The sequence below is a fragment of the Acinetobacter sp. CIP 64.7 genome (assembly GCF_000369745.1).
GTDB lineage: Bacteria > Pseudomonadota > Gammaproteobacteria > Pseudomonadales > Moraxellaceae > Acinetobacter > Acinetobacter fasciculus.
The window spans coordinates 1,249,999-1,276,304 of the sequence record NZ_KB850179.1 but is presented as its reverse complement, the minus strand read 5'-3'; the positions used below and the strand labels follow the sequence as shown (position 1 = coordinate 1,276,304).

Here is a 26,306-nt window from a genome sequence, read left to right as displayed (position 1 = left end):
GCAGTCCTTAACAGATTTACGGAATTAGGTCGACCACTTACCCAAGTTACGCCTTAAATTTGGCTCAATTAGGGGCGCTTTGCATTTCAAATCTTTGTGCAACAAAGCCCTTCCTATATTCCTTAGAAAATTTAGCTTTATGAGAGTAATACGAATAATCAGAAACAGTTTGACTTAGCAAGGACTTAGTTTTAGTCTCTGCACCTGCTTCAGGTGCTTCTATAGAGAAGTGAAACTGGGAAGTTAGTACAATTCAAATTGTAAGCTAACACTGCCCCCGCAACGGTGAATAGGTTATTTCAATATCCTTAAGTCCGGAGACCGGCCTGTTGCATAACCTAACTAATGCGGCGGGCGTTAAAGAAGGGATTGCATACTTCTATTATATTGAGTTGGTATTGCTTACCCAAAATCCGTCCGCGCGCTTCACATTTATATTTGCACGGGCGGTGCGAAATTTTGGGGTATATCATGAATCAAATGTATACAACTGCTTTAGGTGGTTTGTTAGTCTTATCTCCATTGTCTATGGCAATGGCAGCAGAAAAATCTGTTTTCCAACTTCCTAAAATCAATGTCGTTGCCAACTTGGTTGAGCAAAATAATGCCGATACTTTAGCGGCCGTTACTGTGATTGATCGTGAAGAAATTGAACGTAAGCAATTTAATTCTTTACAAGACTTATTACGTACCATTCCAAGTATTTCATACACAAGTTCTGGTGGTATGGGACAAACTGCGGGTATTTCTATTCGTGGTGCGAATTCAAATGCACTTTTAGTATTGGTTGATGGGCAAAAAGTAGGTTCTGCAACACTTGGGCAGACTGCATTTGAACATCTACCCATTGCTCAAATCGAGCGCGTTGAAGTGGTACGTGGTCCACGTTCAAGCTTATATGGTTCAGAAGCAATTGGTGGTGTGGTAAAGGTCTATACACGTAAAGGTACGACAGATGGTGTTAAACCATTTGCATCTTTTACATATGGCTCACATGAAACCTATGAGGCGAATGCTGGCTTAAATATTCGTCAGGATAATAGCTGGGCAACTTTAAGTGCATCAGGTTTAAAAACACGTGGGATTAATGCATCAACTTTAACTGAGCCTCAAGATTTAGATAAAGATGGCTATGAAAATGCCTCTATTTCTTTACGTGCTGGGCATCAAATTAACGAACGTTTAGATGTTTCGATCAATGCTTTACATGTAGATGGCAAGTATGAATATGATGCTCAAGATGATTGGGGTTATCCATATGCAGATACGCCAAATGTGCATGCTAAAATTGAACAAACGATTTATGGTGCAGGTGCAAAATTCAAAGCAAATGATATATGGACAACTGAGCTAAAACTTGGCCGTGCAGTAGATAAAAACGAAAGTTTTGATGCGTATCCTGCAAGTTTTGAAACATTGCGTGATAGTGCATCTTGGTTAAATACTTTAGAACTTCATCCAAATCATAGTGTGGTTGCAGGTGTTGATTATCAGGTAGATGAAATAAAAAGCAGTAATACCTATGTAGAAAATGAGCGTGACAATATCGGTTATTTTGCACAGTACTTAGGTAATGTAGGCAAAGTTGAATTACAAGGTGCAGTACGTTTTGATGATAACGAGCAGTTTGGTGATAAAACCACAGGTAATGCCACTTTAGGTTATCGTTTTAACGATGCTATTTTGGCATATGCAACCTATGGTACAGCTTTCCGTGCGCCAACTTTTAATGACTTATATTGGGTCGGTACTGGTAACCCTGATTTACAACCTGAAACTTCAAAAAATACTGAAATTGGGGTGAAAGGTCAGCACAAGTTTATTAATTGGGAATTAAATGCGTTTGAAAATAAGATAGATAACCTGATTGCATGGGCGCCAAATGCAGCAGGGGAATATGTACCATCTAATATTAATGAGGCACTTATTCGTGGTGTGGAATTAGTCTTAGGTCAGAACTACGATAATGTTTCTTGGAACTTAAATTATACAAACCAAGATCCTGAAAATCGTAGTAAAGGCGCAGAAGGTCAGCAAATTGCTTATCGTCCGAAGCAAATACTAAATGTGTCGTTAGATTACGCGATTGATCAATGGACAATTGGTGGTGCAGTGCACGCAGAAGATAAACGTAAAACAACTGATTTTGCCAACCCAGAATTACATGGTTTTGCATTGTTCGATACTCGAGTAAGTTATAAAGTATCGCCTGAGTTTGAAATTCAAACTAAACTTGCCAATGTATTTGATGTTGAACACAACACCAATAATGGCTACAACCAAGATGGTCGTACTGCTTGGGTAACACTTCGCTATGCGATGAAATAATACTTCTTAAGGATAAACCATGAAGGATCTTCATTTATGAGTGAAAATCCTTCAGTAAAAGCACATTTAATAACAGTTATAATTCACTGTTATTGTTGTTTTTTATAGTTTTATTCTATCTAAATTTATCTAATTAAACACCAGTACAGTTTTGTTGTTATACCTTCAATACTCCCGTTTTGAATGTAGTGCACATGAAAAACCAGACGATTCGTCGTCTGGTTTTTCATTAATAAACTGAAATACTGGTACAGCATTCTCTTTTCGTTGAAAGACATATCGATTAACGACACTTCTAATTTTACAAAGTGACCTTCTCAGAAGTCATTTTTATTTGGTTTATTTATGCAAAGTAACACATCTCCTCAAGCCAAGAGTCAATATGCGAATAATAAGGTAGAGCATATCGGTAGCTTTTTAAGAGCATTAAAACTCAAAAAAGCACGTTACGACTTTGCTGATCGGGTCATATATGAAGAGACATTAAGACAGGTTGAAGATGCAGAAATTGACAACCTGATCGATATTCAGCTTGATTTAGATTGTACCGTTATGACAGATGGTGATTTTCGCCGTACTTGGTGGCATTTCGATTTTCTTGAACAATTGCAAGGCATAGAAAGCTACAAAACACGTGATGGTTTGAAATATAAAGATGCGATCAGTAAACCGATTGATATCCGTGTCACAGGAAAAATTGGTTGGTCAGAAGAACACACAAGTCTGATTCATTATCGTTATCTACATAAAGTAATTGAAGGTTTTGCAACTGCTAAGTATTGCATACCAAGTCCAACCATGTTGCTTTTTCCACACTTAAGAAACAATCGTTTTTATGCAGATCGTATCAATGACTATATTGCAGACATTGGGCAATCTTATCGAGAAGCAATTCAAGCGCTGTATCAAGAAGGCTGTCGATATTTACAACTAAATGATGAGTTCTGGGCGTATTTAAGTGACGAAGCATATAGAGCAAGTGAAATCACTTCTGGTATGTCAGATCATGACTTAGCAACGCTCGGTGTAGAAATACTCAATATTGCACTCAAGGATAAGCCTGAAGACTTATTCGTATCATTGCATATTGACCGTGGAAACTTTAGTTCTAGTTGGTTGTATCAAGGTGATTATGACTTTATCTCTACATACATTTTTAAACAGTTGACCAATATCGATCGTTACTTATTGGAATTTGATACAGATCGGGCCGGTGGGTTTGAACCAATTTCGCTCCTCAAAAATACTCAAGCAGAAGTGTTTTTGGGCTTAGTCTCTTCCAAAAAAGAGTATGTAGAAAGTGAAGAGGATATTTCACAGCGTATTCGTGAAGCAACTCAATTTTTACCCATTGAGCAATTAGGGTTGTGTTTACAGAGTGGTTTTGCTTCAACTGAAGAGGGCAACAAAGTTTCCTATGATACCCAGTGGGAAAAAATCAAACTAATGAATAAGGTCGCAAAAAAGTTCTGGCCTTAATTAAATATTGATGTCTTGGAAAAGTGATCAGCCCAAGTATGTGTATGATTACCTTGTTAATCACTGTACATGCTCTAGTGAATCTTTTTTCAAGATGTTCAAACTAATCAGTATATTTAAAATTTTTAAGTAATTAATCTGTTTGCTTGAGAGTAAAGATGTTAAAGGATAAAGAGTTTATTGGTCGAGTATGTCGAATGAAAAATACCAATAACCCAATTGATTTTAGTGTATTCAAGGTAATACGTTCTAAGGAAAATAGCATTTTAGGTTTCGAGATATGTAAACAAAACCTAAATGGTGATCAAACAGAAACGGCGCTAAAAGATGACGTTAAATTTCATGAACACGACACTTGGATAAGCGGTTCTGATCTGATCATTCAGCTACTTGAGCAAAAAATTAATACGCTTAGGCGTCAAATTAAAATCAGCTCAGCTAAAAGAAAATAAAGAATGTGAACAGGAGAGAACATTCAAATTGTATTTATCTACAATGACATGTTCTTTCCTGAATTTTAAATAATGTTTTAGCTTTAGGATATTTGGTTAATCAAGGGACATGCTTAATTTTTTTCAACACTTAGAACATTATAAATTTTGTATTTTAGTTGAATATTTGACTTCATCTAAAACTCAACATGTAGCACAAGATATTGCGGGTTTCTCAGCTTTTATTGCAATTGCTGACCGTGTCCATTCAGACCATGATATGGCACCGCTTGAGGCTAGTCAGCATTATTCAAAATCGAGCGATAAAGTTCTGCATTTTTCTGGGAAAGATCGAGATATTCAGGATTTTGAATTATTTTTAGATCAAGCCAAATCAGCCAATATTAAGAATCTTTTATTGCTGACAGGCGATAAGCTCAAAGAGCACAGTTATGGGGGGGATGAATCTGGACGTACCCGATATCTAGAATCGGTGAATGCCGTGATGGTAGCCAAGCGCCGTGGTGGATTTCATCTAGGTGTGGCCTTTAACCCGTTCAAATATGCTGAAGCTGAGCGTGACGCACAATATCTAAAACTACACAAAAAGATGAAGGCAGGCGCAGATTTTATTATTACCCAATTAGGGTATGACATGGATGCTTTAAAACAAGTAAAGGCTTTTTTAAATCGTCATCATTACCAACAAAAAATACTTGCTTGTGTTATGCCGCTGAGTTTTGCTCGTGCCAATTTTATGGTGAAAAATAAAGTCGCTGGTATTGTGATTACACCCTATATGTTAGGGGTGTTGGCTCAGGAAAAACAGGATGGGTTGAGTGATCGGGTTCATTTACGCTGTGCTTTACAGATCCTGATGTGTAAACATCTTGGGTTTGCCGGAGTTCACCTTTCAGCCTGTTACAAGCCTGAAGAGCAGATGCTTTTGGAAAGCTATATAGAACAATATCGGCATCTGGATTTGAATGCACTTGAAGCTCTCTGGAATTCATTATGGCAAGTGAAGACTGGAAAAGAGTTCATGCCAGAATTGCCTTATTACTCCCGTCAGCCGACATCCAGTCAGTTGATTAAATATCAGCAACTACATTTCATGCATGAGGCATTGTTTGAGTCCAAAATTGCCAAGGGTATCGGACGCTTTATTTTTAAAGCCTCATTTTGGGAGCATACACCTGCTGCAAAAGCATTACTGAAAACTGAATTTATCTCTAAGCATGGCGTTGTGGGCTGTGAAAGCTGTGGTCAATGCAGGCTAGGAGATACTTTATATATCTGTCCTGAAACCTGTCCAAAAGGATTGGCGAATGGTCCTTGTGGGGGGACTACCTTAGACCGCTGTGAATTTGGAGATCGAGAATGCATTCATTCTGTGAAAGCCCGGCTTGCCAAAGCCGTGGGACAGACTGACGTTCTAAAAGAAAAATTGATTCCAACTGTACCACTTGAAGTACGTGGCACTAGTTCTTGGAAAAATTGGTATACAGAAGCTTAATTCATTACATTAATTACGTTTAATGAATATCAAAATCAAAAGAATAGGCGTGATCAAAAGATATAGTGAAATAAAACCAATACTGTTTCCATAATGTGAGCAAAGTGGAAACAAGGATAATCCTAAAAGCAGTATTCCTAGAAATCTAGAGATCTGGGGATACTGACTAAGTACAGCAAAGCGACTTTGTTGTGTTTTTATACGCTGCTTTGAGCTCACTGCAAAAAATAACAGCATAGCTAAAATGATCAAGCCTAGACCAATGATAAGTTTCATTTAGCGTATACCGTTTATAAACTGATTTTGAGTCACTTGGTTTGATGCAATTGGTGCTATTTTTTGATGTAAAAATATAGCCAACAAAGCAAACAGAAGAATGAGTAGATCAACTCTCAAGAACATCCAATACGATGAGAATGAAGAAATAAGATGATGATTGAATAAGTAGCATAGGTTTATGATAGGTAGTATAAGAGCGAGAATGATGAAGCCCTTGAGTAAGCTTTTCCAAAGTTGATGCTGTGGCATTAAACAAGCGATTAAAAAGCAAATGAACCACACTGAGAAAAATGTAGTAATTTCATAATTGGGTAAATTGTAAGGTGCTGTCACTAAGCGGTTTATATAGAAATAACTCAGTACGGCAATACCAAGACCTATAGTTGCAGTCATATTAAGTCTGTTGACCAGATATGCACCAAGATGAAAGCTTTGTTTTTTATTTTTTATCTGTCTTTTTAAGCTCCATAAAAATAAGCCTGAAGCAATCATTGTTGCTCCGAGTATGCCCGATAAAAACAAGATGAATCGTAAACTCGGCTGTGCATAACGTGCCATGTGTAAGCCATATATTCCATTATTCAAAGTTGCTAATGCACTTGTATTTCGATTGTTTTTAAGCAATTCACCTGTATGTGCATTAAAAATAAACTGATCTTGGTTACGTGTGATCGTACGATCTTCTTTTTTATTAATTGTTATATGGGCCGATGATGTATTTGGACTTTTTACTGTAATTGTATCTAAGGGTGCAACTCCCCATTGTTGAGTCGTGTGCTTTAAAAAGTATTGTATAGGGCGCATTTCTGCTTTTTCAGGAGTTGAAAGTAAATCCTGCTGAGGTATTGTACGGATCTCTTCAAAATACTGAAAAGGATTGTCAGGATAGCTGAGTTTTAAATTTGCAGGGAAGAGTACATAAAAGAACATCGCCAAGCCTGTAAATGCCGTCACAAAGAAAAACGGCATCGCTGTGACAGCGGATACAGTATGATAGTCAAGATAAGAGAGTTGTCCCTTATTAGTACGTAAAGTAAAAAATTCGATCAGTAATTTTTTATGAGTAATCACACCAGAAATCAATAAAATTAATAAAATAAAGGCAGTAAAAGTGACGATGATCTGTCCTGTCATATAAGACATGCCATAGAGTTGAAAGTGCAGTCGATAAAAGAAATCACCACCTTGGGTATTTAATAACTGTAATTCACTGCCAGTTGAAGCATTTAATATTCTATTTTCGAAAGCACCTTCAGCCGTTTGCCAAAAGACACGATTTACAGGTGCATTATCATGAGCAACATGGATAAACCAACTTTTTGCATCGGGAGCATGTGTTTGTAAATAGGCAAAAGCGGATTGAGCTGCCTCATTAGAGCTAGTTTGCATAGTTGCAAATTGAGGTTGCATCCAGTAATTGATTTCAGTTTTATACAAACTCAATGATCCCATCACAAAAATGAGAAAGAGCAACCAACCAAAAATTAAGCCTAGCCAAGAATGCAAAGTTGCCGTAGATTGTCTAATCGATTTCAGCATGAATTATCCTAAAAACTTGTGTGTAAGAAATAAAATGCTGAGTACAATCAGGCTTAATAGAGACAACCATTTCAGGTTCTTGATACAAAAAATCAAAATGACAAATGCGATATAAAAGATAAGTGCGACCAATGAGCCAAGCAAAACAGATTCGGCTTTAGGTAAAAAAGATTGGCATAAATGAATCAAATTGAGGGCAAAAAAATAAGTGCATAGATAGCCAATACCAAAGCCAATCATAAAGCGATAAAGTGTAATTAAATGAAGTTTCAAGGCGTTTGATCGCAGTATATTTGATGATGAAATTGAAAGCTAAATAGCCAATCTTAGAGAGTTTTGATCTGTATAACTCTTTTGAATTACAAAGATGAGATACCCAAATAGATTGGCTATTTTAGCGTATTAAGTCTCGTCATCCATGGCATTCGAATAGAATTTCACACCTAATTTAATCCGTTCACGACCTTGGCTCATACGCCAACGGTTGGTGTCGCGCAAGGAATAGACACAGCCACAATATTCTTGTTGGTAGAACTCTTCCTTCTTGCTGATTTCGAGCATACGAACAGCACCACCATTTTTACGCCAGTTGTAATCCCAATAGGTAATGCCTGGGTAATGTGAAGCAGAACGATGACCACAGTCATTAATCTGCTGCATGTTCTTCCAACGGGAAATACCAAGCGAGCTACTTATTAGACTGAAGCCATTTTCGGCTGCATATAAAGCTGTACGCTCAAAACGCATATCAAAGCACATGGTACAACGGATGCCTTTCTCAGGTTCATTTTCCATACCTTTGGCACGTGCAAACCAATTGTCAGTATCGTAATCACAGTCGATAAAAGGGATATTATGTTTTTCGGCAAAGCGAATATTTTCTTCCTTACGAATTTCATATTCTTTTATCGGGTGAATGTTAGGGTTATAGAAAAAGATTGAAAAGTCGATGCCTGATTCAATCAGGGTTTCCATCACTTCACCTGAACACGGCGCACAGCAGGAGTGGATAAGTAGTTTGTCATGACCTTCTGGGAGAGTCAGTTTTTGACGTTCAAGTTTATTTGACATGGTTATAGGGTTTAAATCTAAACCCTATATTTTAGCGATTTAAGCACGTTATAAGAGATTGATATGCTGATATTTTCTAATGTTAAAATGAATGCTTTTCATGGTGTATAGAATTACTAACATTCAAATAATGAATCTTAAAAAACTATTTAGCTTTAAATCCTAGAACTTCTATATAAGCAATTTCATATGCTTTTTTTTGTCGATTAAATTTTTCATGAACAATTACACTAGCTATGACTTCAGTCATTCCATGAAGTTGCTCAGGTTTTACACTATCATTTAATTTCAAAGATACCCTTTTATGATTCAAAGAATGAATAGATCCAGCCCATCCAGTTTCCCGTCTATCTTTATCTGATGCATAAATTGATAAAACAATATCTTGATGGAATTTTTCTTTCTCATCTTGCGTAGGTGGGGTGTAGGTTGCAGGAATAGGATCTAAAACTGAACGGTCAAAAATGACTTCATTATCATTTTTATAATCAAATTTAATCTCAGCTTTATCTTCCAATTTTGCTGGTTTTGTTATGTTGATTGCATTTTCTGCTAAAGTTTTTTGAGGAATTTTGGACAATACCTCTTGGTACTCTTTTTCACTTAAATAAGGTGATTGAATAGTCGTGTTAATATTATTTACAGTAATATCATTTACTGCTGTTGGTGTCACAGGAGTAGCAGTAGCTAATTTAGTTCCTTCGATAACTAAGGCTATAGTAGACTGTTTAATTATATCTTTGACTGTTTCTTTAGATGGTAGAAGCTGAGTTGCAGTCTTTGAACCTTTCTCAATAACATGTTGAGATTCGCGTAGTATTCATAAATTAATAAGGACTAAAGACAATGAGTGACAATTTAATTCGTGCTTTTGCGGCAATGAATGCCGGTGAAGCATTGGTTCCCTATCAATTTGATGCAGGCGAACTACAAGCCCATCAAGTTGAAGTCAAAGTTGAGTACTGTGGTTTATGTCATTCAGATGTTTCAATTATCCAAAATGACTGGAAATCCTCAGTCTATCCTGCAATCCCAGGCCACGAAATTATCGGAACGATTACACAACTTGGGAGCGAAGCCAAAGGCCTAAAACTGGGTCAACGTGTTGGCATTGGCTGGACAGCTGAAAGCTGTCAACACTGTGAATCATGTATATCAGGGCAGCAAGTACAATGTACGGGTGGGAAAACGGCGACCATCGTGGGACACGCAGGCGGTTTTGCAGATAAAGTCCGTGCAGGTTGGCAATGGGTTATTCCCCTCCCTGATGATTTAGATGCTGTGAGTGCAGGCCCGCTCCTATGCGGTGGCATTACCGTATTTGATCCAATTTTACAGCACCAAATTCAAGCCATTCATCACGTTGCAGTAATTGGTATTGGCGGCTTAGGTCATATGGCAATTAAGTTATTGAAAGCATGGGGCTGTGAAATTACCGCATTTACCTCAAGTCTTGATAAAACTGACGAACTCAAAGCCATGGGTGCAGACCATGTGCTCAGTAGTCGTGACACGGCTGCACTTAAGGCACATCGTGGCACGTTTGATTTAATTTTAAGTACAGTAAATGTCACTTTAGACTGGCAAGCCTATCTATCTACACTCGCACCAAATGGCAGTGTGCATATGCTCGGACTTGCACTAGAGCCAATGCAGATTCCTGCGGGCATGTTAATTAGCGGTGCTAAATCAGTCACCGGTTCTTCAACTGGATCGCCTGCCGCACTGCGTCAACTTCTGAAATTTGCCGCACGTCAAAATATTGCGCCACAGATTGAACTGTTCCCAATGTCACAAGTGAATGAAGCCATTGAACGTTTACATTCAGGTCAAGTGCGTTATCGCGTTGTGCTTAAAGCTGATTTTGATTAACGCTATTCAAATCAACTTTTTAAAGCCTTTTTAACCCAATTGGCCAATAACTGGATCGCCTGTTGTATCTGTTCAGACAGTTCATGTCCTGCATTCAGGCGAATACAGTTACGGTAACGATCTGCACCACCAAACAACAGTCCCGGCACAATGTTAATACCGTGCTGCTGGGCAAAACAATACAGATCCCAACTGTCAATCTGCGCAGCTTTATAAAGATATATTAATACGCGAATCTCAACTTTCTAAACTCTTGAAATAAAAAGGACATAACACAATTTAGATTTTGAACCGTACCGGGTTTGTCGGAGACCAAGCTTTCTGAGAGAATGTCCCGATGAAAAAAGTAAAATATACCCCTGAAATCAGAGAAAGAGCGGTTCAATTATTGATTGAATCCGAGAAAGATTATCCATCGAATTGGGCTGCGATCACCGCTATTGCTCCCTGAGCAGTATACTGCGCAAGGGTTGTACTCCTGAAACACTACGTGTTTGGTATCAAAAATATTTAGATAAACAAAATCCAGTTAAAGTACAGCAGCTTTCAGACCAAGAACGTATCAAACAACTGGAACGCGAAAATAAAGAACTGCAACGCGCCAATGAAATTCTACGTAAAGCAGCCGCTTTTTTCGCCCAGGCGGAGCTCGACCGCCCACACAAATAATGGTGGATTTTATCCATAATAATAAAGAGCTGTACGGAGTCGAGGCGATTTGTAGAATTTTACCGATCGCACCTTCAACCTATTACCGGACTCTAGATCTCTGTGATGAGAAGCATTGCTTCGCAAGGGAACATCGAGCAAAGCGAGATTTACATGACTTGCATCATGCTGAGGAGATTAAACGAATTTGGAAGGAAAGTTCAGGTCGGTATGGTGTACGTAAAGTCTGGCAAAAACTGAAACGTGAAGGCTATATTATTGCGCGCTGTACTGTTGCTCGATTAATGCAAAAGCTAGGTATACAAGGTGTTTGGCGTGATAAGAACAAACAAACCACCCGTAGCCGAGATGACCAAAAACGAGCAGATGATTTAGTGAAACGTAATTTTACTGCTGATCATCCTGACCAACTGTGGGTGAGTGACTTTACGTATATTCAAACAAATTCAGGCTGGGTTTATACTGCATTTATTATTGATGTGTTCTCACGAGCAATTGTTGGATGGAAAGTATCGACACGGATGAATACAGATATGGTGCTCGATGCATTGGAGCAAGCATTGCATGATCGAGGCATGCCAAAGAATGTGATTCATCATTCCGACAGAGGTGTGCAATATCTTTCCATTCGCTATACCAATCGTTTAGAAGCAGCAAATTTACGAGCATCAGTCGGTACGACTGGTGATTCATACGATAATGCTTTGGCTGAAACGGTGAATGGCTTATACAAAACAGAGGTGATTGAATATCTAAAAGCAGATTGGCAAGGTTTAGCAGATGTACAACTTGCGACACTAAATTGGGTAGATTGGTTCAATAAAGAGCGTGTACATAGTGCACTAGGTTATGTATCACCTTTTGATTTTGAAGCAATGTACTATGATAAGATTAACCCGTTAGGTCAGGTGGCCTAACTTAAATAAAAAACTCTCCGACAAACCCGGTACGGTTCATAGAGACTTTCGAATTATTAATCTGACGTCTAAACTGCCGCTTTTTAAATTTTCAATAAAAATTTCAGAATTTATAACTTTGTAATTAGGATATGCCTTTTCAATAAATTTAGAGGTGTAATGAATATTACTTTCTAAAGCTCTGAGACTGGATATAACTTCATCGATAGGAATAAAGTTCTTATTTGAATAAAATATTGAATACTCAGTATCTACTAATATCAATTCAGATTCCTGCACTAAAATTCTCCTTAATAATTAATATTTTAAGTTTATAGGATTCCTATTGTTCAAACAATATACAAATTAGTGCAGGTAATTTTTGAATAAATAGTTTGTCTTAATGATTCGTCGTCAACTGATAAGTCAACATTCCCAAAATCGTAAAGATCAACGAGCCCACCACATGAATCGCAATGGTGGAAATGGCATATTCAAACTTTGAAGATTGTAGTAACCCAACAACCTCTATTGAGAATGTTGAGAAGGTAGTCAAAGCACCACAGAAGCCTGTCACGATAAACAATTTATAATTGGGACTTATAGAACTATTTGAAAAAAATGATACTGCCAACCCGATAATGAAAGCACCGATTAAGTTAACCAGTACTGTTCCAAAAGGAATATTGTCAAAGACACTGTTAAATTTAAGACTTATGCCCCAGCGTAACCATGCACCGAGTACAGAGCCAAGTGCAATTGAAAGAAGGGAGAAATACATGAGATATGCGCTCCAAATAAAAGTAGAGCGTATACCTACGCACTCTACTGTGAAAGAGAGTTACGTAGGCATCATCAGCCAGACTTGGCGGTTTGTGGAAGGAGGAATACCATCTCCTTATATGCTTGTTATTTTATACCTATTCTGTTGAGCGATCTAAAGGATGACACCATAAACCCGGAGATTGATGGGCGATACAGTTCATCTCAAAAGCATTAAATCTAATCTGCTTGCTCATATCTTTTAAATTCTACGCAGTTACAAGTATCCCCTTTATAGTAATTAACCTGAGTTCGATGAAATCCACTTAGCCTTTTAGCATATTTTGGAAAGTTGGCTTATTGGGGTTCAAGCAATAAGCCACTACAGCAGCCATAATATTCACCATGAAGTTGTTGACCGAACGATGACGTGAATGTTCAAGTTGCTGCAAATTTTTTAACTGATCATTTACTGTTTCGATCAATCCTCTTTTGCAAAGCAATTGTTTTTCTTGTTCAGTATGAATAGGTTTATTTTTCATATTCCTGCGTGATGGAGTCAATATTTTTAGTCCTCTGGCTGCTAAAGCTTCAGCTTTTGCTTTGCTCAAATAGCCTTTATCTCCGAGTAAAATTCCTTTTAACTCTTTAGTTAAAGATTCAAGTACAGCAACATCATGAACATTTCCTGATGTAAGTGTGAGATTAATAATTTCACCTAAATTATTGATAATCAGGTGTAATTTAAAACCATAAAACCAACCCGTACTACTTTTTCCACGACCGGCCAAACCTTTAAATACACGATGCCTTTTAATCCGAAGATTATGGCAAACCACCAATTTAGTGGAGTCAATGATACTGATTCCCGTATCTTTTCCTTTCACTTGATGGAAGAAACTACTCAGAGCTTGCAAACAACGGGGCATGATTTCAATAAATCGGTTGTAGCTAAGCAGTTTAGGAAAAGCAGATTTCCAGAATGGAACGATCATTTGGCAATAAAAATATTTGAAGAATCTAAACCCGGATTGATGAAATAAAATGACAATGGTCATTGCTTCAGACAAGCTTAAAGCTGACTTTTTCAGCCTGGTTTTTTGATCAGAAATTAAAGCTTTCTCTAAAGACTCATTAAATTTTTTGCAGAAATCATCCAAAATACAAAATAATTCGGTAATATGATCCATTGAAAAGCCTTGTTTTATAACATTTTGTCTTGAGAACCAATATGTTACAAATACAGGGCTTTTTTTTCTACTCTTTTTTTATATCGAACTCAGGTTAATTAAAAGGATCTGAGATGATTAATAATAAAAAAAACAAACCTTAGAAGATTAGATGTTTATGAAAATAGAAGATTTAGTTATTAGAAATGAGATTATTGGTGAAATTTTATTCTAATCAAACTATCGAAAGCCTTATTACCTATAAAAATCACCCAAAGTGAATTTTCTTCACCTTTAGCTGAATTTATATCGTTTTACTCACTTTCTTATTCACGTTTAAATAAAGCCATTCAGAAATTTAGATTTTTTATAAAATTTTTAGGTGGCAATCTCCATGAGCACAGCATTCCAATGTTCAATTAAGCGCATTCGTTTTGATGAGAATTATGAGCCAGCAAGCAATACACGTCAGACCACTAATTTTGCCAATTTGGCACGTGGTGAAAGCCGCCAAGAAAACCTGCGTCGTACACTTGCGATGATCAACAATCGTTTTAATAGTTTGGCTACAGTCGACAATCCAAAAGGCGATCGCTATTCACTTGAGATCGATATTATTTCTGCAGAGATTGATATTGAGGGCAACGGTCAAACCTTCCCATTTATTGAAACACTAAAAAGCACCATCATTGATCATAAAACCAATCAGCGCATTGAAGGCATGATCGGAAACAGTTTTTCTTCTTATGTTCGTGATTATGACTTTAGTGTTGTGCTTCCTGCATTAGGCTGTAAGTTTAATGAGATGCCTGAAGATTTTGGAGACTTGCATGGCAAGTTATATTTACATCTAGTGAACTCTGAAGTATTTAAAACAGAATTTAGAAACAATCCTGTTATTTGTTTAAGTGTTTCTACAACAAAAACTTATTACCAAACAGCTAACGTGCATCCAGTACTCGGTGTCGAATACACCAATGATGATTACTCACGTACTGATGCCTACTTTGCCAAAATGGGCTTAAGCGTTCGTTACTTTAAGCCTCAAGGCGCGAATGCACCATTAGCTTTCTACTGTGCAGGCGATCTACTTCGTGACTACACTGATTTTGAATTGATCAGTGCGATTGCGACTATGGAAAGCTTCCAAAAAATCTACCGTCCTGAAATTTACAATACCAACTCTCCGGCAGGTGTGGAATATCAACCAAGCTTGAGCTATGGCGATTACTCACTGACACGTATTGTTTATGACCGTGTTGAACGTGGTGAATTGGCGGTGAAACAAGGTAAGTGGACAGAAGAAAACTTCATCAAACCGTATAAAGACATTTTGGACGAGTGGGCTGCGAATTTTAAAATTGAAAATGCTCAGCAAGACCAAGCGGCTTAATCCATTGCATTGATAGACGAATTTAAAGAAAGAAGATTAGACATGGCTATTTTATTACCAACATCAACAGCAGGCAGCTTACCGAAACCGTCATGGCTCGCTGAACCTGAAAAATTATGGTCAGCATGGAAACTTGAAGGCGAAGAACTTCTTGAAGCTAAACGTGATGCGTTAAAATTATCATTACATGAGCAAGTCACTGCTGGTATTGATATCGTAAGTGACGGTGAACAAACCCGTCAGCACTTCGTAACGACCTTCATTGAGCATCTTGAAGGGGTGGATTTCGAAAAGCGTGAAACCATGCGTATTCGTAATCGTTATGAAGCAAGCGTACCGTCGGTTGTGGGTGAAGTTTCTCGTAAAAAAGCCGTGTTTGTAGATGATGCGAAATTCTTGCGCAGCCAAACCAATCAACCAATTAAATGGGCGCTTCCTGGTCCGATGACCATGATTGATACACTTTACGATGGTCACTACAAGAGTCGTGAAAAATTGGCTTGGGAGTTTGCTAAAATTCTTAACCAAGAAGCGTTAGAGCTTGAAGCAGCAGGAGTCGACATTATTCAGTTTGATGAGCCTGCATTTAATGTGTTCTTTGATGAAGTAAATGACTGGGGTATTCCGACCTTAGAGCGTGCGCTTGAAGGACTCAAATGTGAAACCGCTGTGCATATTTGCTATGGCTACGGCATCAAGGCAAATACGGATTGGAAACAAACCTTGGGTAATGAATGGCGTCAGTATGAAGAATCATTCCCTAAATTACAAAAGTCAAAGGTAGATATCATTTCGTTAGAGTGCCAAAACTCACGTGTACCGATGGATTTAATTGAACTGATTCGTGGCAAAAAAGTCATGGTTGGGGCAATTGATGTGGCAACCAATCAGGTTGAAACGGCTGAAGACGTGGCAAATACTTTGCGTAAAGCATTGCAGTTTGTAGATGCTGACAAACTCTATCCTTCAACCAACTGTGGTATGACGCCACTTTCTCGCCAAGTTGCACGTGGCAAGCTTGAAGCCCTAAGTGCAGGTGCAGCCATTGTTCGTAGAGAATTAGAGGCTTAATCAAACGCAGTTTGATGCTTAGCAGGGTAAATGCTTACTGAATCATTTGTCCTGTTCTAAGCAAAAGCACTTGATTATACATTTGAGATAAAAAAGATGATTGAAGCAACAGACTTTAGAAATGCAATGTCTTTACTAACGACTGCAGTAAATGTGATTACAACCACAGGCGAAGCAGGGATGCATGGCTTTACTGCATCTGCGGTATGTAGTGTCACAGATACTCCGCCAACATTATTAGTCTGTATGAATCAATCCTCTCGTTCTCATGCTCAGTTTATTGAAAATCAAGTCTTAGCTGTAAATGTACTGAGTACTCAGCATGAACAGCTTTCAAATGCGTTTGCTTCAAGCAAGTTCAGTTCTGAAGATCGTTTCAAACTAGGTGATTGGAGTAGGTTGGAAACAGGATCACCAATTTTAGAAGATGCTTTAGTCAGTTTTGATTGTCAGATTGAGAATGTTCAACAAGTCGGTACACATAGTATATTTTTATGCCGCGTACTTGCAGTAAAACACAGCGATCAAGAAGAAAGCTTGGTGTACTTTAACCGCGCTTATCATCAAGTGGGTCAGTTAGAAACGGCTTAAAGCCCATTGCTTCAATACTCTATTCTTTAAAAGTCAGTATATCGTGGAATTAATCATTTTTTTTGCCATCGGGGCGCTTGCAGGATTTGCAGCAGGACTCTTTGGTGTTGGTGGTGGAACGATCATCGTCCCATTACTCTTTATTGTTTTTACTCAGATGGACTACAGTCCTGATGTCATTATGCATTTGGCATTAGGAACCTCATTAGCCACCATTGTTGTCACTTCAATTAGTTCATTGATGGCACACCATAGAAATGGTGCAGTGATGTGGTCAGTATTTAAAAATTTGGCGCCACCGATGGCGATTGGCTGTTTTGCCGGAGCAGCGATTGCAGGATGGCTCTCAGGAATACATCTTCAACTCATCGTTGGTTTATTCTTGATTTGGGTGGCATATACTATGTTCATGGGGGCTAAAAAGGTCGTGGACTCAAGTAGAACACTGCCTTCAACTGGTAAGCAGGTGGCTGCAGGTTCAGTGATTGGGGTGGCTTCAGCTATTTTTGGGATCGGTGGTGGCAGTTTAACCGTCCCGTTTCTCAACCGTTATGGCGTCGTCATGCAAAAGGCAGTGGGAACATCTGCCGCTTGTGGTTTACCCATTGCGTTCGCTGGTGCTTTAGGCTTTATGATTTTTGGGATGAAAGCACATGCTGCTGTGCCTAACAGTATTGGCTATGTACATACTTACGCATTCTTAGGCATTAGCCTGATGAGTTTCTTTACAGCTAAGTTGGGTGCAAAAACAGCGCATGCTTTATCACCGCAAATGCTGAAAAAATGTTTTGCGGTATTGTTGAGTATCGTTGGATGCTTTTTCCTGTTTAAAGGATTGAGTTAAGAGATATTCAATTAATTTGATATGAAGAACAGGCTCACTCAGTGTGGGCTTTTCTGACATTATAGTTATTGTTTGGGATTTACATGATAGAAATACGACATTTGAAAACACTGACAGCCTTGAGAGAGCACGGTTCATTGGTTGCAGCAGCAGGTGACCTATGTCTGACTCCTTCGGCTGTATCTCACCAGTTGCGAGAGCTAGATCAATGGTTTGGTGTAGAAGTTGTCAATCGTCGTACACGTCCTATCAGTTTCTCTAATGTTGGCTTACGTCTATTGAAATTGGCCGATGAAGTATTGCCACAAGTTCAAATTACACAAAGCGACATTACACGTATTATTCATGGGCAAACTGGTCGGATTACTTTTTCTTCCGAATGCCATAGTTGTTTCGATTGGCTCATGCCCTTACTCAATCAATACCGTATTCAATATCCCGATGTCGATTTGGATTTTGCATCAGGATTTGAAGCAAATCCACATGAGTTATTGCAAAATGGCGAATTTGATTTATTGATTACTGCAGATCCGATTGCTTTGAAAGGTGTTGAATACTTTCCAGTGTTTGAGTATGAGTCTCGACTTGTCTTATCGACAACACATCCATTGGTGCGTGCAGAACACATTACTGTTCAAGAGTTGGCTGAAGAAACGCTTATTACATATCCAGTGGATAAACATCGTTTGGATATCATGTCTAAGCTATTTATTCCTGCAAATATTCAGCCGAAAAATATTCGAACCACCGACTTGACCCAAATGTTGATTCAGTTGGTTGCAAGCGGTCGTGGTATTGCCGCATTGCCTGATTGGGTGGTGAATGAATATGAGCAAAAAGGTTGGGTCACTTCACGACGTCTTAATTGTGTTGCACCTGAAGGTTTACGTCGTACCTGGCGAATACAAGTCATTAATATCTTTCACTTTATACTTTAGATCACATAATTTTTCTATTAGTGCATTTTCGAGATTGTGTTCTAAGGTTGACATATCGTTCCGTTATATGAGACTAAGGACTATTACTTACAGACAACTTGTCTAAAAAGAGTATGATACGATAATTCAATTCTCTTAAGATATACGTAAAATTTTTAAATAAACAATTGGTTGAAATTGAAACAATATTTCATGGTGAGGAGAGAGTGGTATAGCCTAATAATTGTTACTTCGTTAAAAATTGATTACGAATGGTAATCCTCCCATAAATAACTGAAGAAACTTTTAAATTGGGTTATTGGGGGTAACAGCTAACCCTTTATAAGGGTTTAAGGTGCTGAATTAAAATATTTATTTTGTAGAGTTCAATTGCCACCATCTCAGAAGAGAGGCGGCATAAATATTATTACTAGAAAATCCAAATTTGATGCCACCATAGATATCTATAATTTTAAACGCTCTAAGGTTGAAATAAAGTCGGTAAATTTCTCACCTTGAATCACCACATGTGCTTTCAGTAAAGCCTCGGCTTCTTGTTCATTACCTGCAAAAATGGCCTCTAAGATTTCACTATGCTCTGCAAAAGAATGATTCATTCGATGGTTGACGCGGAGTTGTAGGCGACGGTACGGGTGCAAACGTTTGTGTAAAGTGCAGGCTTGTTCAATTAAAAAGGCATTATGACTAGCTTTATAAATGGCAAGGTGAAATAAACGGTTGGCCTCATAATAATTTTCTGAGTTGTTCTGATTTAAATAACCTGAGTTCGATATAAAAAAAGAGTAGAAAAAAAAGCCCTGTATTTGTAACATATTGGTTCTCAAGACAAAATGTTATAAAACAAGGCTTTTCAATGGATCATATTACCGAATTATTTTGTATTTTGGATGATTTCTGCAAAAAATTTAATGAGTCTTTAGAGAAAGCTTTAATTTCTGATCAAAAAACCAGGCTGAAAAAGTCAGCTTTAAGCTTGTCTGAAGCAATGACCATTGTCATTTTATTTCATCAATCCGGGTTTAGATTCTTCAAATATTTTTATTGCCAAATGATCGTTCCATTCTGGAAATCTGCTTTTCCTAAACTGCTTAGCTACAACCGATTTATTGAAATCATGCCCCGTTGTTTGCAAGCTCTGAGTAGTTTCTTCCATCAAGTGAAAGGAAAAGATACGGGAATCAGTATCATTGACTCCACTAAATTGGTGGTTTGCCATAATCTTCGGATTAAAAGGCATCGTGTATTTAAAGGTTTGGCCGGTCGTGGAAAAAGTAGTACGGGTTGGTTTTATGGTTTTAAATTACACCTGATTATCAATAATTTAGGTGAAATTATTAATCTCACACTTACATCAGGAAATGTTCATGATGTTGCTGTACTTGAATCTTTAACTAAAGAGTTAAAAGGAATTTTACTCGGAGATAAAGGCTATTTGAGCAAAGCAAAAGCTGAAGCTTTAGCAGCCAGAGGACTAAAAATATTGACTCCATCACGCAGGAATATGAAAAATAAACCTATTCATACTGAACAAGAAAAACAATTGCTTTGCAAAAGAGGATTGATCGAAACAGTAAATGATCAGTTAAAAAATTTGCAGCAACTTGAACATTCACGTCATCGTTCGGTCAACAACTTCATGGTGAATATTATGGCTGCTGTAGTGGCTTATTGCTTGAACCCCAATAAGCCAACTTTCCAAAATATGCTAAAAGGCTAAGTGGATTTCATCGAACTCAGGTTAAATAGTCCTGACATAACTGATGTAAGCGTTGTAATTCTTGCTTTTCTTCAGGTTGAATACGTCGTGCAGCCAGTCGTCCACACATGGCTTCTAATGATGGATATTGCGAATTTTCCATTCGGAAAAAGGCTCGTCTTGAATAGCCAACAAAGGAAGGCCAACTCTAAGGGCTGCTTAACTTCTACTTTTAAGTTTGGTTGTTTATGAGAGGATTACCTTAGATACTTAGGCCCGAATTAACTCTTTTTTGAAAACATATGAATAACATTCTGCAAATGCTTTTTCATTGCATTGTGCGCCGCAACTTTATCCTGGTTTTGAATAGCCGTCATAATTTCCTGATGTTCTAGCTGAGAACGCAATGGCATATCTTCAGGAGTATAAAGACTGCGCATACGGCTAAAAAAGTCGGTGTAATGCTTGCTTAGCAAAAAATTAAGGAAAAAAGCGCAGGCACTATTTTGACTGGCTTCTGCAATTCGGATATGAAATAAACGGTCCCCAATATGCTCTTTAGAATGTTCTAAATTGTCGCGCACGTTCATGAGGAAAGCTTCTTTAATCTGCTCTAATTGCTCATCTGTACGGTGCTGAGCTGCAAGTTCCGCTAAGTAAGGTTCAATCAACAGGCGCGCCTCTAATATTTCAAAAGGTGTAATGACCGCATCTTCTTTTAAATAGGGCAATAGTAATGGGTGCACCTTAGTGTTAAATCCTGTTTGAGGATTAGCGGCATCTTGATGATCATTGATGACATATACGCCGCTGCCTAACTTAACTTCTACAATTCCATTCACTTCTAAAGCAATCATCGCTTCACGTACAGATGTACGGCTAACCCCCAGCTGCAACGCCAAGTCACGTTCAGGTGGAAGTTTAGAGCCAATTTTATATACGCCAGCCTTAATATCTTCTTGAATTTTATTAAATATATTTTGATAAATACGGGTCTGCTGCATAAATTTCAACTTAAAATGAAAAATTGGTCTTGCCAATAAATTAAAAATACCATAAATTGGTTGGACCGTAAATTGGTCTGTTCAATTTTGGATTTGGCCTATTATAAAGTAAAAATCAGGGATGAAAAATGAGATTAATAAATAAAACTTGTGTTATTACAGCCGCTGCTCAAGGCATCGGTCAGGCCACTGCGCTGGCGTTCGCGCGAGAAGGTGCGCAGGTGATTGCTACAGATATTAATCTAGAATTACTGAATGAACTTAAAGCGCAGTCTGACAACATCATTATTGAATATCTGGATATTACAGATAAAGATCAAATTATTGAATTTTCTAAAAAATATCAAGATGTAGATGTACTTTTTAACTGTGCAGGTTGGGTGCCAGCAGGCACTATTTTAGAGTGTAATCAGGAACAATGGGACCGTGCATTTAAGATCAATGTCGATTCGATGTATCACATGATCAGCGCACTTTTGCCGGTAATGCTGAAAAAAGGTAAGGCTTCGATCATCAATATGTCTTCTGCGGCATCTAGTATTAAGGGTGTACCAAACCGCTTCTCTTATAGCGTAACCAAAGCTGCAGTATTAGGAATGACTAAGGCAATTGCTGCTGACTATATTTTACAAGGTATTCGTTGCAATGCAATTTGTCCTGGCACTGTAGACTCTCCATCGCTGCATCAACGTATTGAAGCGCAGGCCAAAGAGCAAAATAAAACTGTAGAGGAAGTGTACCAGCAGTTTGTGGCGCGCCAGCCTATGGGCCGTGTAGGTAAGGCGGAAGAAATTGCTGCTTTGGCACTGTTTTTGGCGAGTGATGAATCTGCATTTACTACAGGTACGATCAATATGATTGATGGCGGTTGGTCAAATTAACCCAGATTATATTGTTAATAAATAAGTAAGAGACTTATCAGCTGTGGTTTGAATATTTCAAACAGCAAAAAAATATGAAGTTAAAGGAATAAACATGAAGCTTTTAAGATTTGGTGTAAAAGGACAGGAAAAACCAGGCATTTTAGATCAAGACGGTAACATCCGGGATTTGTCTGCAGTGGTAAGTGATATTACAGGCCCCGTATTGGCGGCAGATCTAGATAAAATCCGTGCATTAGATATCAATGCTTTACCTAAAGCCGAAGCGGGAGTACGTATTGGTGCTTGTGTCGGCAATATTGGTAAATTCATTTGCATTGGTTTGAATTACTCAGATCACGCGGCAGAAACGGGTGCAGAAGTGCCAGCTGAGCCTGTCGTATTTAATAAATGGACCAGCGCAGTGGTTGGACCAAATGATGATGTAGAAATTCCGAGAAACTCCCAGAAAACAGATTGGGAAGTGGAACTTGGCGTAGTGATTGGTAAAGATGGCCGTTACATTGATAAAGAAAATGCCATGGATTATGTGGCGGGTTACTGCGTAATTAACGATGTATCAGAACGTGCATATCAAATTGAAGGAACAGGCACATGGGATAAGGGCAAGGGCTGTGACACTTTTGGTCCAACTGGTCCTTGGCTGGTCACGAAAGATGAAGTGCCTAACCCGCATAATCTGAACATTTGGCTAGAAGTAGATGGTCATCGTTATCAGAACGGCAATACCAATACCATGGTTTTTGATGTGCCGACCATTGTCAGCTACTTAAGCCAATTTATGAGCCTACAAGCTGGTGATGTGATTTCTACGGGCACGCCGCCGGGTGTAGGCCTCGGGCAGAAGCCACCAGTCTACCTAAAAGCGGGTCAAGTGATGCGTCTAGGTATTGAAGGTTTAGGTGAACAGCAGCAGAAGGTGATTGCTGCGCAAGTCTAAAGCTGCAATTTAAATACAGCTCCTCAAATTAAAAATGCATTGCATGCAATGCGCGGGGAAGCTGTGACTTTAAAAAAGTACTTTACCCCCCCCAAAAAATTGTTAAAAATGGATTTTTATAATGCTCAAAATTACAGATCTTGAAGTCCTAGACATCAGATTTCCAACTTCACAGCATTTGGATGGTTCGGATGCAATGAATCCCGACCCAGACTATTCTGCGGCTTATGTGATTTTAAAAACGGAAAATGATGCGCTGTCTGGTCATGGCCTGACTTTTACAATTGGCCGCGGCAATGAAATTTGCTGCGCAGCCATTGAAGCGATGCGTCATTTGGTTGTCGGTTTAGATATTGAAGAGGTTAAAAATAACCCTGCATTAATGTGGCGTAATTTGACCTCAGATAGTCAGTTGCGCTGGATTGGTCCAGATAAAGGCGCAATGCATTTGGCGACTGGAGCAGTGGTAAATGCAATTTGGGATATATGGGCAAAAAGTGAAGGTAAGCCTGTATGGAAATTAGTTGCCGATATGTCGCCAGAACAATTGGTGAACTGCATCGACTTCCGTTATATCACGGACTGTATTACACCCGATGAGGCGCTGGTCTTATTGAAAAGCAATGCTGAAACAAAAGTGCAGCGTGAGCAAATTTTGATGCAGGAAGGCTACCCTTGCTATACGACTTCTGCTGGCTGGCTCGGCTACAGTGATGAAAAACTGGCGCGTTTATGTCAAGAAGCCGTGGATGAAGGCTTTAATTACATCAAGTTGAAAGTTGGCCGTGATGTTGCAGAAGATATTCGCCGTGTAAAAATTGCCCGCGAAATTATTGGTCCAGACCGTCATTTAATGATTGATGCCAATCAGATTTGGGAACGTCAGCAGGCGATTGACTGGGTACAGCAGTTAGCATTCTCTAAGCCGTGGTTTATTGAAGAACCTACTTCTCCAGATGATGTAGAAGCGCACCGCGCCATCCGCCAAGCCATTGCACCCATTCAGGTGGCAACAGGTGAAATGTGTCAAAACCGCATTATGTTTAAACAGTTCATTATGCGCGAAGCCATTGATGTGGTGCAGATTGATGCTTGCCGCATGGGTGGTATTAATGAAGTGCTGGCAGTTTTACTGATGGCTGCCAAGTATGGTTTAAAAGTTTGCCCGCATGCTGGGGGCGTAGGTTTATGTGAATACGTACAGCATTTATCCATGATTGATTATCTCTGGTTCTCTGCTTCAAAAGAGGGTCGAGTGACTGAATATGTCGATCATTTGCATGAGCATTTTATTGAGCCATGCGTCATTGAAAATGCAGTGTACATGCCGCCGAAACTTCCAGGTTTCTCTATTGAAATGAAGCCCGCTTCTATTCAGCAATATTTATTCCGCGGTGAATAGCAGTCAATAAAACTCAGGTTCAGCCGTTTTAACAGTGTTAATGCGGCACATATCAAAGGATGTTTGATATGCAAGTGATCATGGAAAAGATGCAGGAACAGCCACAGTTAAATGCAGTGATTCGGAAAGTGAAATTTCGGCTGCTGCTATTAATTGTGCTGATGTTTGCTTTGGCAATGCTGGACCGATCCAATGTCGGTTTTGTGAAGCAATATATAGAAGTCGATGCGGGCATTAGCGCCTCGGCATAATTTCTATTGCCTGTCATTACTCGCATAGCGGATAAATAAGCCAGCTGGAACAGTATGGCAATTGTGATGCTGTCCTGTGCTGTTGTCGGGATTGCGCTATCAACACAAATGACTCAAATCATTCCATTTATTTTGGTGATTTCATTGGCAGTTACGGGCTTTATTATTGTGCAGCCTTTGTTCTGGAACCTGCCAACCCAGTATCTTTCGGGGCGTGCCACTGCAATTGGTACAGCGCTGATTAGCGCCATGGGTAACTTAGGCGGTTTTGCCGCGCCAAATTTAAAAAATTGGGCTGATCAGATATGGAATAACGATGTTGCAGGCCTCACAGTGCTGGCCGAAGTGGGCTTTCTAGGGGTAATCCTACTGTTCTTGTTAAAGCGTGATCATCAAAGTAAAGAAAGCACAATAAAAGGAGTTTTAAGTGATCGATAGCCATTTGCATTTTTGGAAATATTCCGCGGATGAATTTCCTTGGATTCAGGGGGATTTAGCCCCGATTGCTCAGGATATGCTGCCTGAAGATTTATGTTCGCAGTTGACGGACAATATTGACGGAATTATTGCAGTGCAAGCCCGACCTTGCACTGAGGAAAATGACTATCTCAGTAGTCTAGCTCAGCAACATTCACTAATTAAGGGCATTGTCGGCTGGTTTGATTTTGAACAGAATGCCGATGCACAGCTTGATATGTTTTTGCGCAATTCAAAAATGAAAGGCTTCCGCCATATGCTGCAGGACGAAAAGGATCCAAGCGCATACATGACACATCACAGGAAATTTAATGTAGGTGTGGAAAAAATTCAGCAGGCGGAATTGCTCTATGGCGTGCTGATTCATCAAAAAGATTTAGATGCTGCTGTGCAACTCTGTCAGCGCCATGACCGTTATGAACTGGTTGTAGACCATTTGGCTAAACCTGAAATTCACAGTAAAGCAGGTTTCGAGCGCTGGCTGAGCATGATGAAGCGGCTGGTGCCTTTGACTCATGTCAATTTGAAGATTTCAGGTTTGGTGACTGAGGGCGGCCTAGGCTGCACAGCACAGGATTTTCAAGCGCATATCGATACAGCAATGGAGCTGTTTGGACCAGAGCGCTTGGTGTGGGGGTCAGATTGGCCAGTGTCTTATGCCACGCATTCGTATTCAATGCTGATGGATTTTTGGCAGCAGTGGACACGGCATTGGAGCGAATCAGAGCGGCAGCAAGTCGAAAATGGTACTGCACAGCGCCTGTATAAATTGAAAAGGACGGTAGAAATTTCGCATTAAAAATGTAG

At 39.0% G+C, this 26,306-nt stretch carries 25 protein-coding genes, 3 pseudogenes, 2 riboswitches and 1 other annotated feature; of the genes and pseudogenes, 18 read left to right on the top strand and 10 right to left on the bottom strand.

Features of this window, described 5'->3' with window-relative positions; genetic code table 11:
• Positions 1-194 precede the first annotated feature (194 nt).
• Positions 195-345: riboswitch (cobalamin riboswitch) on the top strand.
• A gap of 126 nt (positions 346-471) precedes the next feature.
• The 4 genes from F890_RS12685 to F890_RS12670 all read left to right on the top strand — a co-directional run bounded on the left by F890_RS12685 (position 472) and on the right by F890_RS12670 (position 5,754).
• Positions 472-2,328, top strand: coding sequence for a TonB-dependent receptor domain-containing protein (locus F890_RS12685; protein ID WP_005267258.1), 1,857 nt, complete (start codon positions 472-474; stop codon positions 2,326-2,328).
• Between the two features lie 345 nt (positions 2,329-2,673).
• A complete protein-coding gene (locus tag F890_RS12680) occupies positions 2,674-3,807 on the top strand; it encodes a 5-methyltetrahydropteroyltriglutamate--homocysteine S-methyltransferase (protein WP_005267256.1) in 1,134 nt (377 codons plus the stop codon).
• Between the two features lie 158 nt (positions 3,808-3,965).
• The gene (locus F890_RS12675; RefSeq protein ID WP_005267254.1) at positions 3,966-4,259 is read left to right on the top strand and encodes a hypothetical protein; all 294 of its coding nucleotides are present in this window, start codon (positions 3,966-3,968) and stop codon (positions 4,257-4,259) included.
• 109 nt (positions 4,260-4,368) lie between these two features.
• On the top strand, positions 4,369-5,754 hold the full coding sequence (locus tag F890_RS12670; protein WP_005267252.1) for a methylenetetrahydrofolate reductase C-terminal domain-containing protein: 1,386 nt from the start codon (positions 4,369-4,371) through the stop codon (positions 5,752-5,754).
• Positions 5,755-6,030: 276 nt separating this feature from the next.
• Here F890_RS12670 and F890_RS12665 read toward each other — a convergent pair whose 3' ends face one another.
• The 3 genes from F890_RS12665 to F890_RS12650 all read right to left on the bottom strand — a co-directional run bounded on the left by F890_RS12665 (position 6,031) and on the right by F890_RS12650 (position 9,316).
• Positions 6,031-7,572, bottom strand: coding sequence for a PepSY-associated TM helix domain-containing protein (locus tag F890_RS12665; RefSeq protein ID WP_005267250.1), 1,542 nt, complete (start codon positions 7,570-7,572; stop codon positions 6,031-6,033).
• Between the two features lie 402 nt (positions 7,573-7,974).
• Complete coding sequence (locus tag F890_RS12655) at positions 7,975-8,643, bottom strand: epoxyqueuosine reductase QueH (RefSeq protein ID WP_005267246.1); 669 nt, start codon at positions 8,641-8,643, stop codon at positions 7,975-7,977.
• Positions 8,644-8,788: 145 nt separating this feature from the next.
• A complete protein-coding gene (locus F890_RS12650) occupies positions 8,789-9,316 on the bottom strand; it encodes a hypothetical protein (protein ID WP_005267244.1) in 528 nt (175 codons plus the stop codon).
• 173 nt (positions 9,317-9,489) lie between these two features.
• Between F890_RS12650 and ahr the strand changes: the two genes are divergently transcribed.
• Complete coding sequence (gene ahr, locus F890_RS12645; protein ID WP_005267240.1) at positions 9,490-10,515, top strand: NADPH-dependent aldehyde reductase Ahr; 1,026 nt, start codon at positions 9,490-9,492, stop codon at positions 10,513-10,515.
• 11 nt (positions 10,516-10,526) lie between these two features.
• On the opposite strand, the pseudogene F890_RS18620 reads toward ahr, so the two are convergent.
• A pseudogene (locus tag F890_RS18620) lies at positions 10,527-10,718 on the bottom strand (PLP-dependent aminotransferase family protein); the annotation flags it as partial.
• A 134-nt stretch (positions 10,719-10,852) separates the two neighbouring features.
• On the opposite strand from F890_RS18620, the pseudogene F890_RS12635 reads away from it, so the two are divergent.
• Positions 10,853-12,101 (top strand): annotated as a pseudogene (locus F890_RS12635) (IS3 family transposase).
• Positions 11,142-11,258, top strand: a sequence feature (AL1L pseudoknot). (Overlaps the previous pseudogene by 117 nt.)
• 379 nt (positions 12,102-12,480) lie before the next feature.
• On the opposite strand, the gene crcB reads toward F890_RS12635, so the two are convergent.
• The 3 genes and pseudogenes from crcB to F890_RS12620 all read right to left on the bottom strand — a co-directional run bounded on the left by crcB (position 12,481) and on the right by F890_RS12620 (position 14,032).
• Positions 12,481-12,861, bottom strand: coding sequence for a fluoride efflux transporter CrcB (crcB, locus tag F890_RS12625; protein WP_005267233.1), 381 nt, complete (start codon positions 12,859-12,861; stop codon positions 12,481-12,483).
• Between the two features lie 58 nt (positions 12,862-12,919).
• Positions 12,920-12,987, bottom strand: a riboswitch (Fluoride riboswitch).
• Between the two features lie 16 nt (positions 12,988-13,003).
• Positions 13,004-13,099 (bottom strand): annotated as a pseudogene (locus tag F890_RS19130) (hypothetical protein); the annotation flags it as partial.
• Positions 13,100-13,168: 69 nt separating this feature from the next.
• Positions 13,169-14,032: an IS982 family transposase gene (locus F890_RS12620; protein ID WP_005265583.1), complete on the bottom strand. Its 864-nt coding sequence runs from the start codon at positions 14,030-14,032 to the stop codon at positions 13,169-13,171.
• A 373-nt stretch (positions 14,033-14,405) separates the two neighbouring features.
• Between F890_RS12620 and F890_RS12615 the strand changes: the two genes are divergently transcribed.
• The 5 genes from F890_RS12615 to F890_RS12595 all read left to right on the top strand — a co-directional run bounded on the left by F890_RS12615 (position 14,406) and on the right by F890_RS12595 (position 18,848).
• Positions 14,406-15,404, top strand: a complete 999-nt coding sequence (locus tag F890_RS12615; protein WP_005267231.1) for a putative oxygenase MesX — start codon at positions 14,406-14,408, stop codon at positions 15,402-15,404.
• A gap of 42 nt (positions 15,405-15,446) precedes the next feature.
• Positions 15,447-16,475, top strand: a complete 1,029-nt coding sequence (locus tag F890_RS12610; RefSeq protein ID WP_005267229.1) for a methionine synthase — start codon at positions 15,447-15,449, stop codon at positions 16,473-16,475.
• A gap of 96 nt (positions 16,476-16,571) precedes the next feature.
• Positions 16,572-17,066 carry a flavin reductase gene (locus F890_RS12605; protein ID WP_005267227.1) on the top strand — a complete coding sequence of 165 codons (495 nt, stop codon included), beginning with the start codon at positions 16,572-16,574 and terminating at the stop codon, positions 17,064-17,066.
• Positions 17,067-17,109: 43 nt separating this feature from the next.
• Entirely contained in the window at positions 17,110-17,910 is an 801-nt protein-coding gene (locus F890_RS12600) for a sulfite exporter TauE/SafE family protein (protein WP_005267225.1), read from the top strand.
• An 83-nt stretch (positions 17,911-17,993) separates the two neighbouring features.
• Complete coding sequence (locus F890_RS12595; protein ID WP_005267223.1) at positions 17,994-18,848, top strand: LysR family transcriptional regulator; 855 nt, start codon at positions 17,994-17,996, stop codon at positions 18,846-18,848.
• Positions 18,849-19,291: 443 nt separating this feature from the next.
• On the opposite strand, the gene F890_RS12590 is transcribed toward F890_RS12595, so the two are convergent.
• Positions 19,292-19,660 (bottom strand): GntR family transcriptional regulator, encoded by a 369-nt coding sequence (locus F890_RS12590; protein WP_005267220.1) that lies wholly within the window; start codon positions 19,658-19,660, stop codon positions 19,292-19,294.
• A gap of 41 nt (positions 19,661-19,701) precedes the next feature.
• Here F890_RS12590 and F890_RS12585 point away from each other — a divergent pair, with 41 nt between their 5' ends.
• The gene (locus F890_RS12585; RefSeq protein ID WP_005265583.1) at positions 19,702-20,565 is read left to right on the top strand and encodes an IS982 family transposase; all 864 of its coding nucleotides are present in this window, start codon (positions 19,702-19,704) and stop codon (positions 20,563-20,565) included.
• 16 nt (positions 20,566-20,581) lie between these two features.
• On the opposite strand, the gene F890_RS19265 is transcribed toward F890_RS12585, so the two are convergent.
• Both F890_RS19265 and F890_RS12580 read right to left on the bottom strand, forming a co-directional pair.
• Positions 20,582-20,707 (bottom strand): hypothetical protein, encoded by a 126-nt coding sequence (locus F890_RS19265; RefSeq protein WP_005267219.1) that lies wholly within the window; start codon positions 20,705-20,707, stop codon positions 20,582-20,584.
• Between the two features lie 118 nt (positions 20,708-20,825).
• The gene (locus F890_RS12580; protein WP_005267218.1) at positions 20,826-21,548 is read right to left on the bottom strand and encodes a FadR/GntR family transcriptional regulator; all 723 of its coding nucleotides are present in this window, start codon (positions 21,546-21,548) and stop codon (positions 20,826-20,828) included.
• Between the two features lie 128 nt (positions 21,549-21,676).
• On the opposite strand from F890_RS12580, the gene F890_RS12575 reads away from it, so the two are divergent.
• The 6 genes from F890_RS12575 to F890_RS12550 all read left to right on the top strand — a co-directional run bounded on the left by F890_RS12575 (position 21,677) and on the right by F890_RS12550 (position 26,298).
• Positions 21,677-22,429 (top strand): SDR family oxidoreductase, encoded by a 753-nt coding sequence (locus F890_RS12575; protein WP_005267217.1) that lies wholly within the window; start codon positions 21,677-21,679, stop codon positions 22,427-22,429.
• 94 nt (positions 22,430-22,523) lie between these two features.
• Positions 22,524-23,369 (top strand): fumarylacetoacetate hydrolase family protein, encoded by an 846-nt coding sequence (locus F890_RS12570; protein ID WP_005267216.1) that lies wholly within the window; start codon positions 22,524-22,526, stop codon positions 23,367-23,369.
• 121 nt (positions 23,370-23,490) lie between these two features.
• Positions 23,491-24,771, top strand: coding sequence for an L-fuconate dehydratase (locus F890_RS12565; RefSeq protein ID WP_005267215.1), 1,281 nt, complete (start codon positions 23,491-23,493; stop codon positions 24,769-24,771).
• 68 nt (positions 24,772-24,839) lie between these two features.
• The gene (locus F890_RS12560) at positions 24,840-25,022 is read left to right on the top strand and encodes a hypothetical protein (protein ID WP_005267214.1); all 183 of its coding nucleotides are present in this window, start codon (positions 24,840-24,842) and stop codon (positions 25,020-25,022) included.
• 54 nt (positions 25,023-25,076) lie between these two features.
• Complete coding sequence (locus F890_RS12555; RefSeq protein WP_005267213.1) at positions 25,077-25,460, top strand: MFS transporter; 384 nt, start codon at positions 25,077-25,079, stop codon at positions 25,458-25,460.
• Complete coding sequence (locus tag F890_RS12550; RefSeq protein ID WP_005267211.1) at positions 25,450-26,298, top strand: amidohydrolase family protein; 849 nt, start codon at positions 25,450-25,452, stop codon at positions 26,296-26,298. The genes F890_RS12555 and F890_RS12550 overlap by 11 nt, the downstream gene beginning before the upstream one ends.
• Positions 26,299-26,306 lie beyond the last annotated feature (8 nt).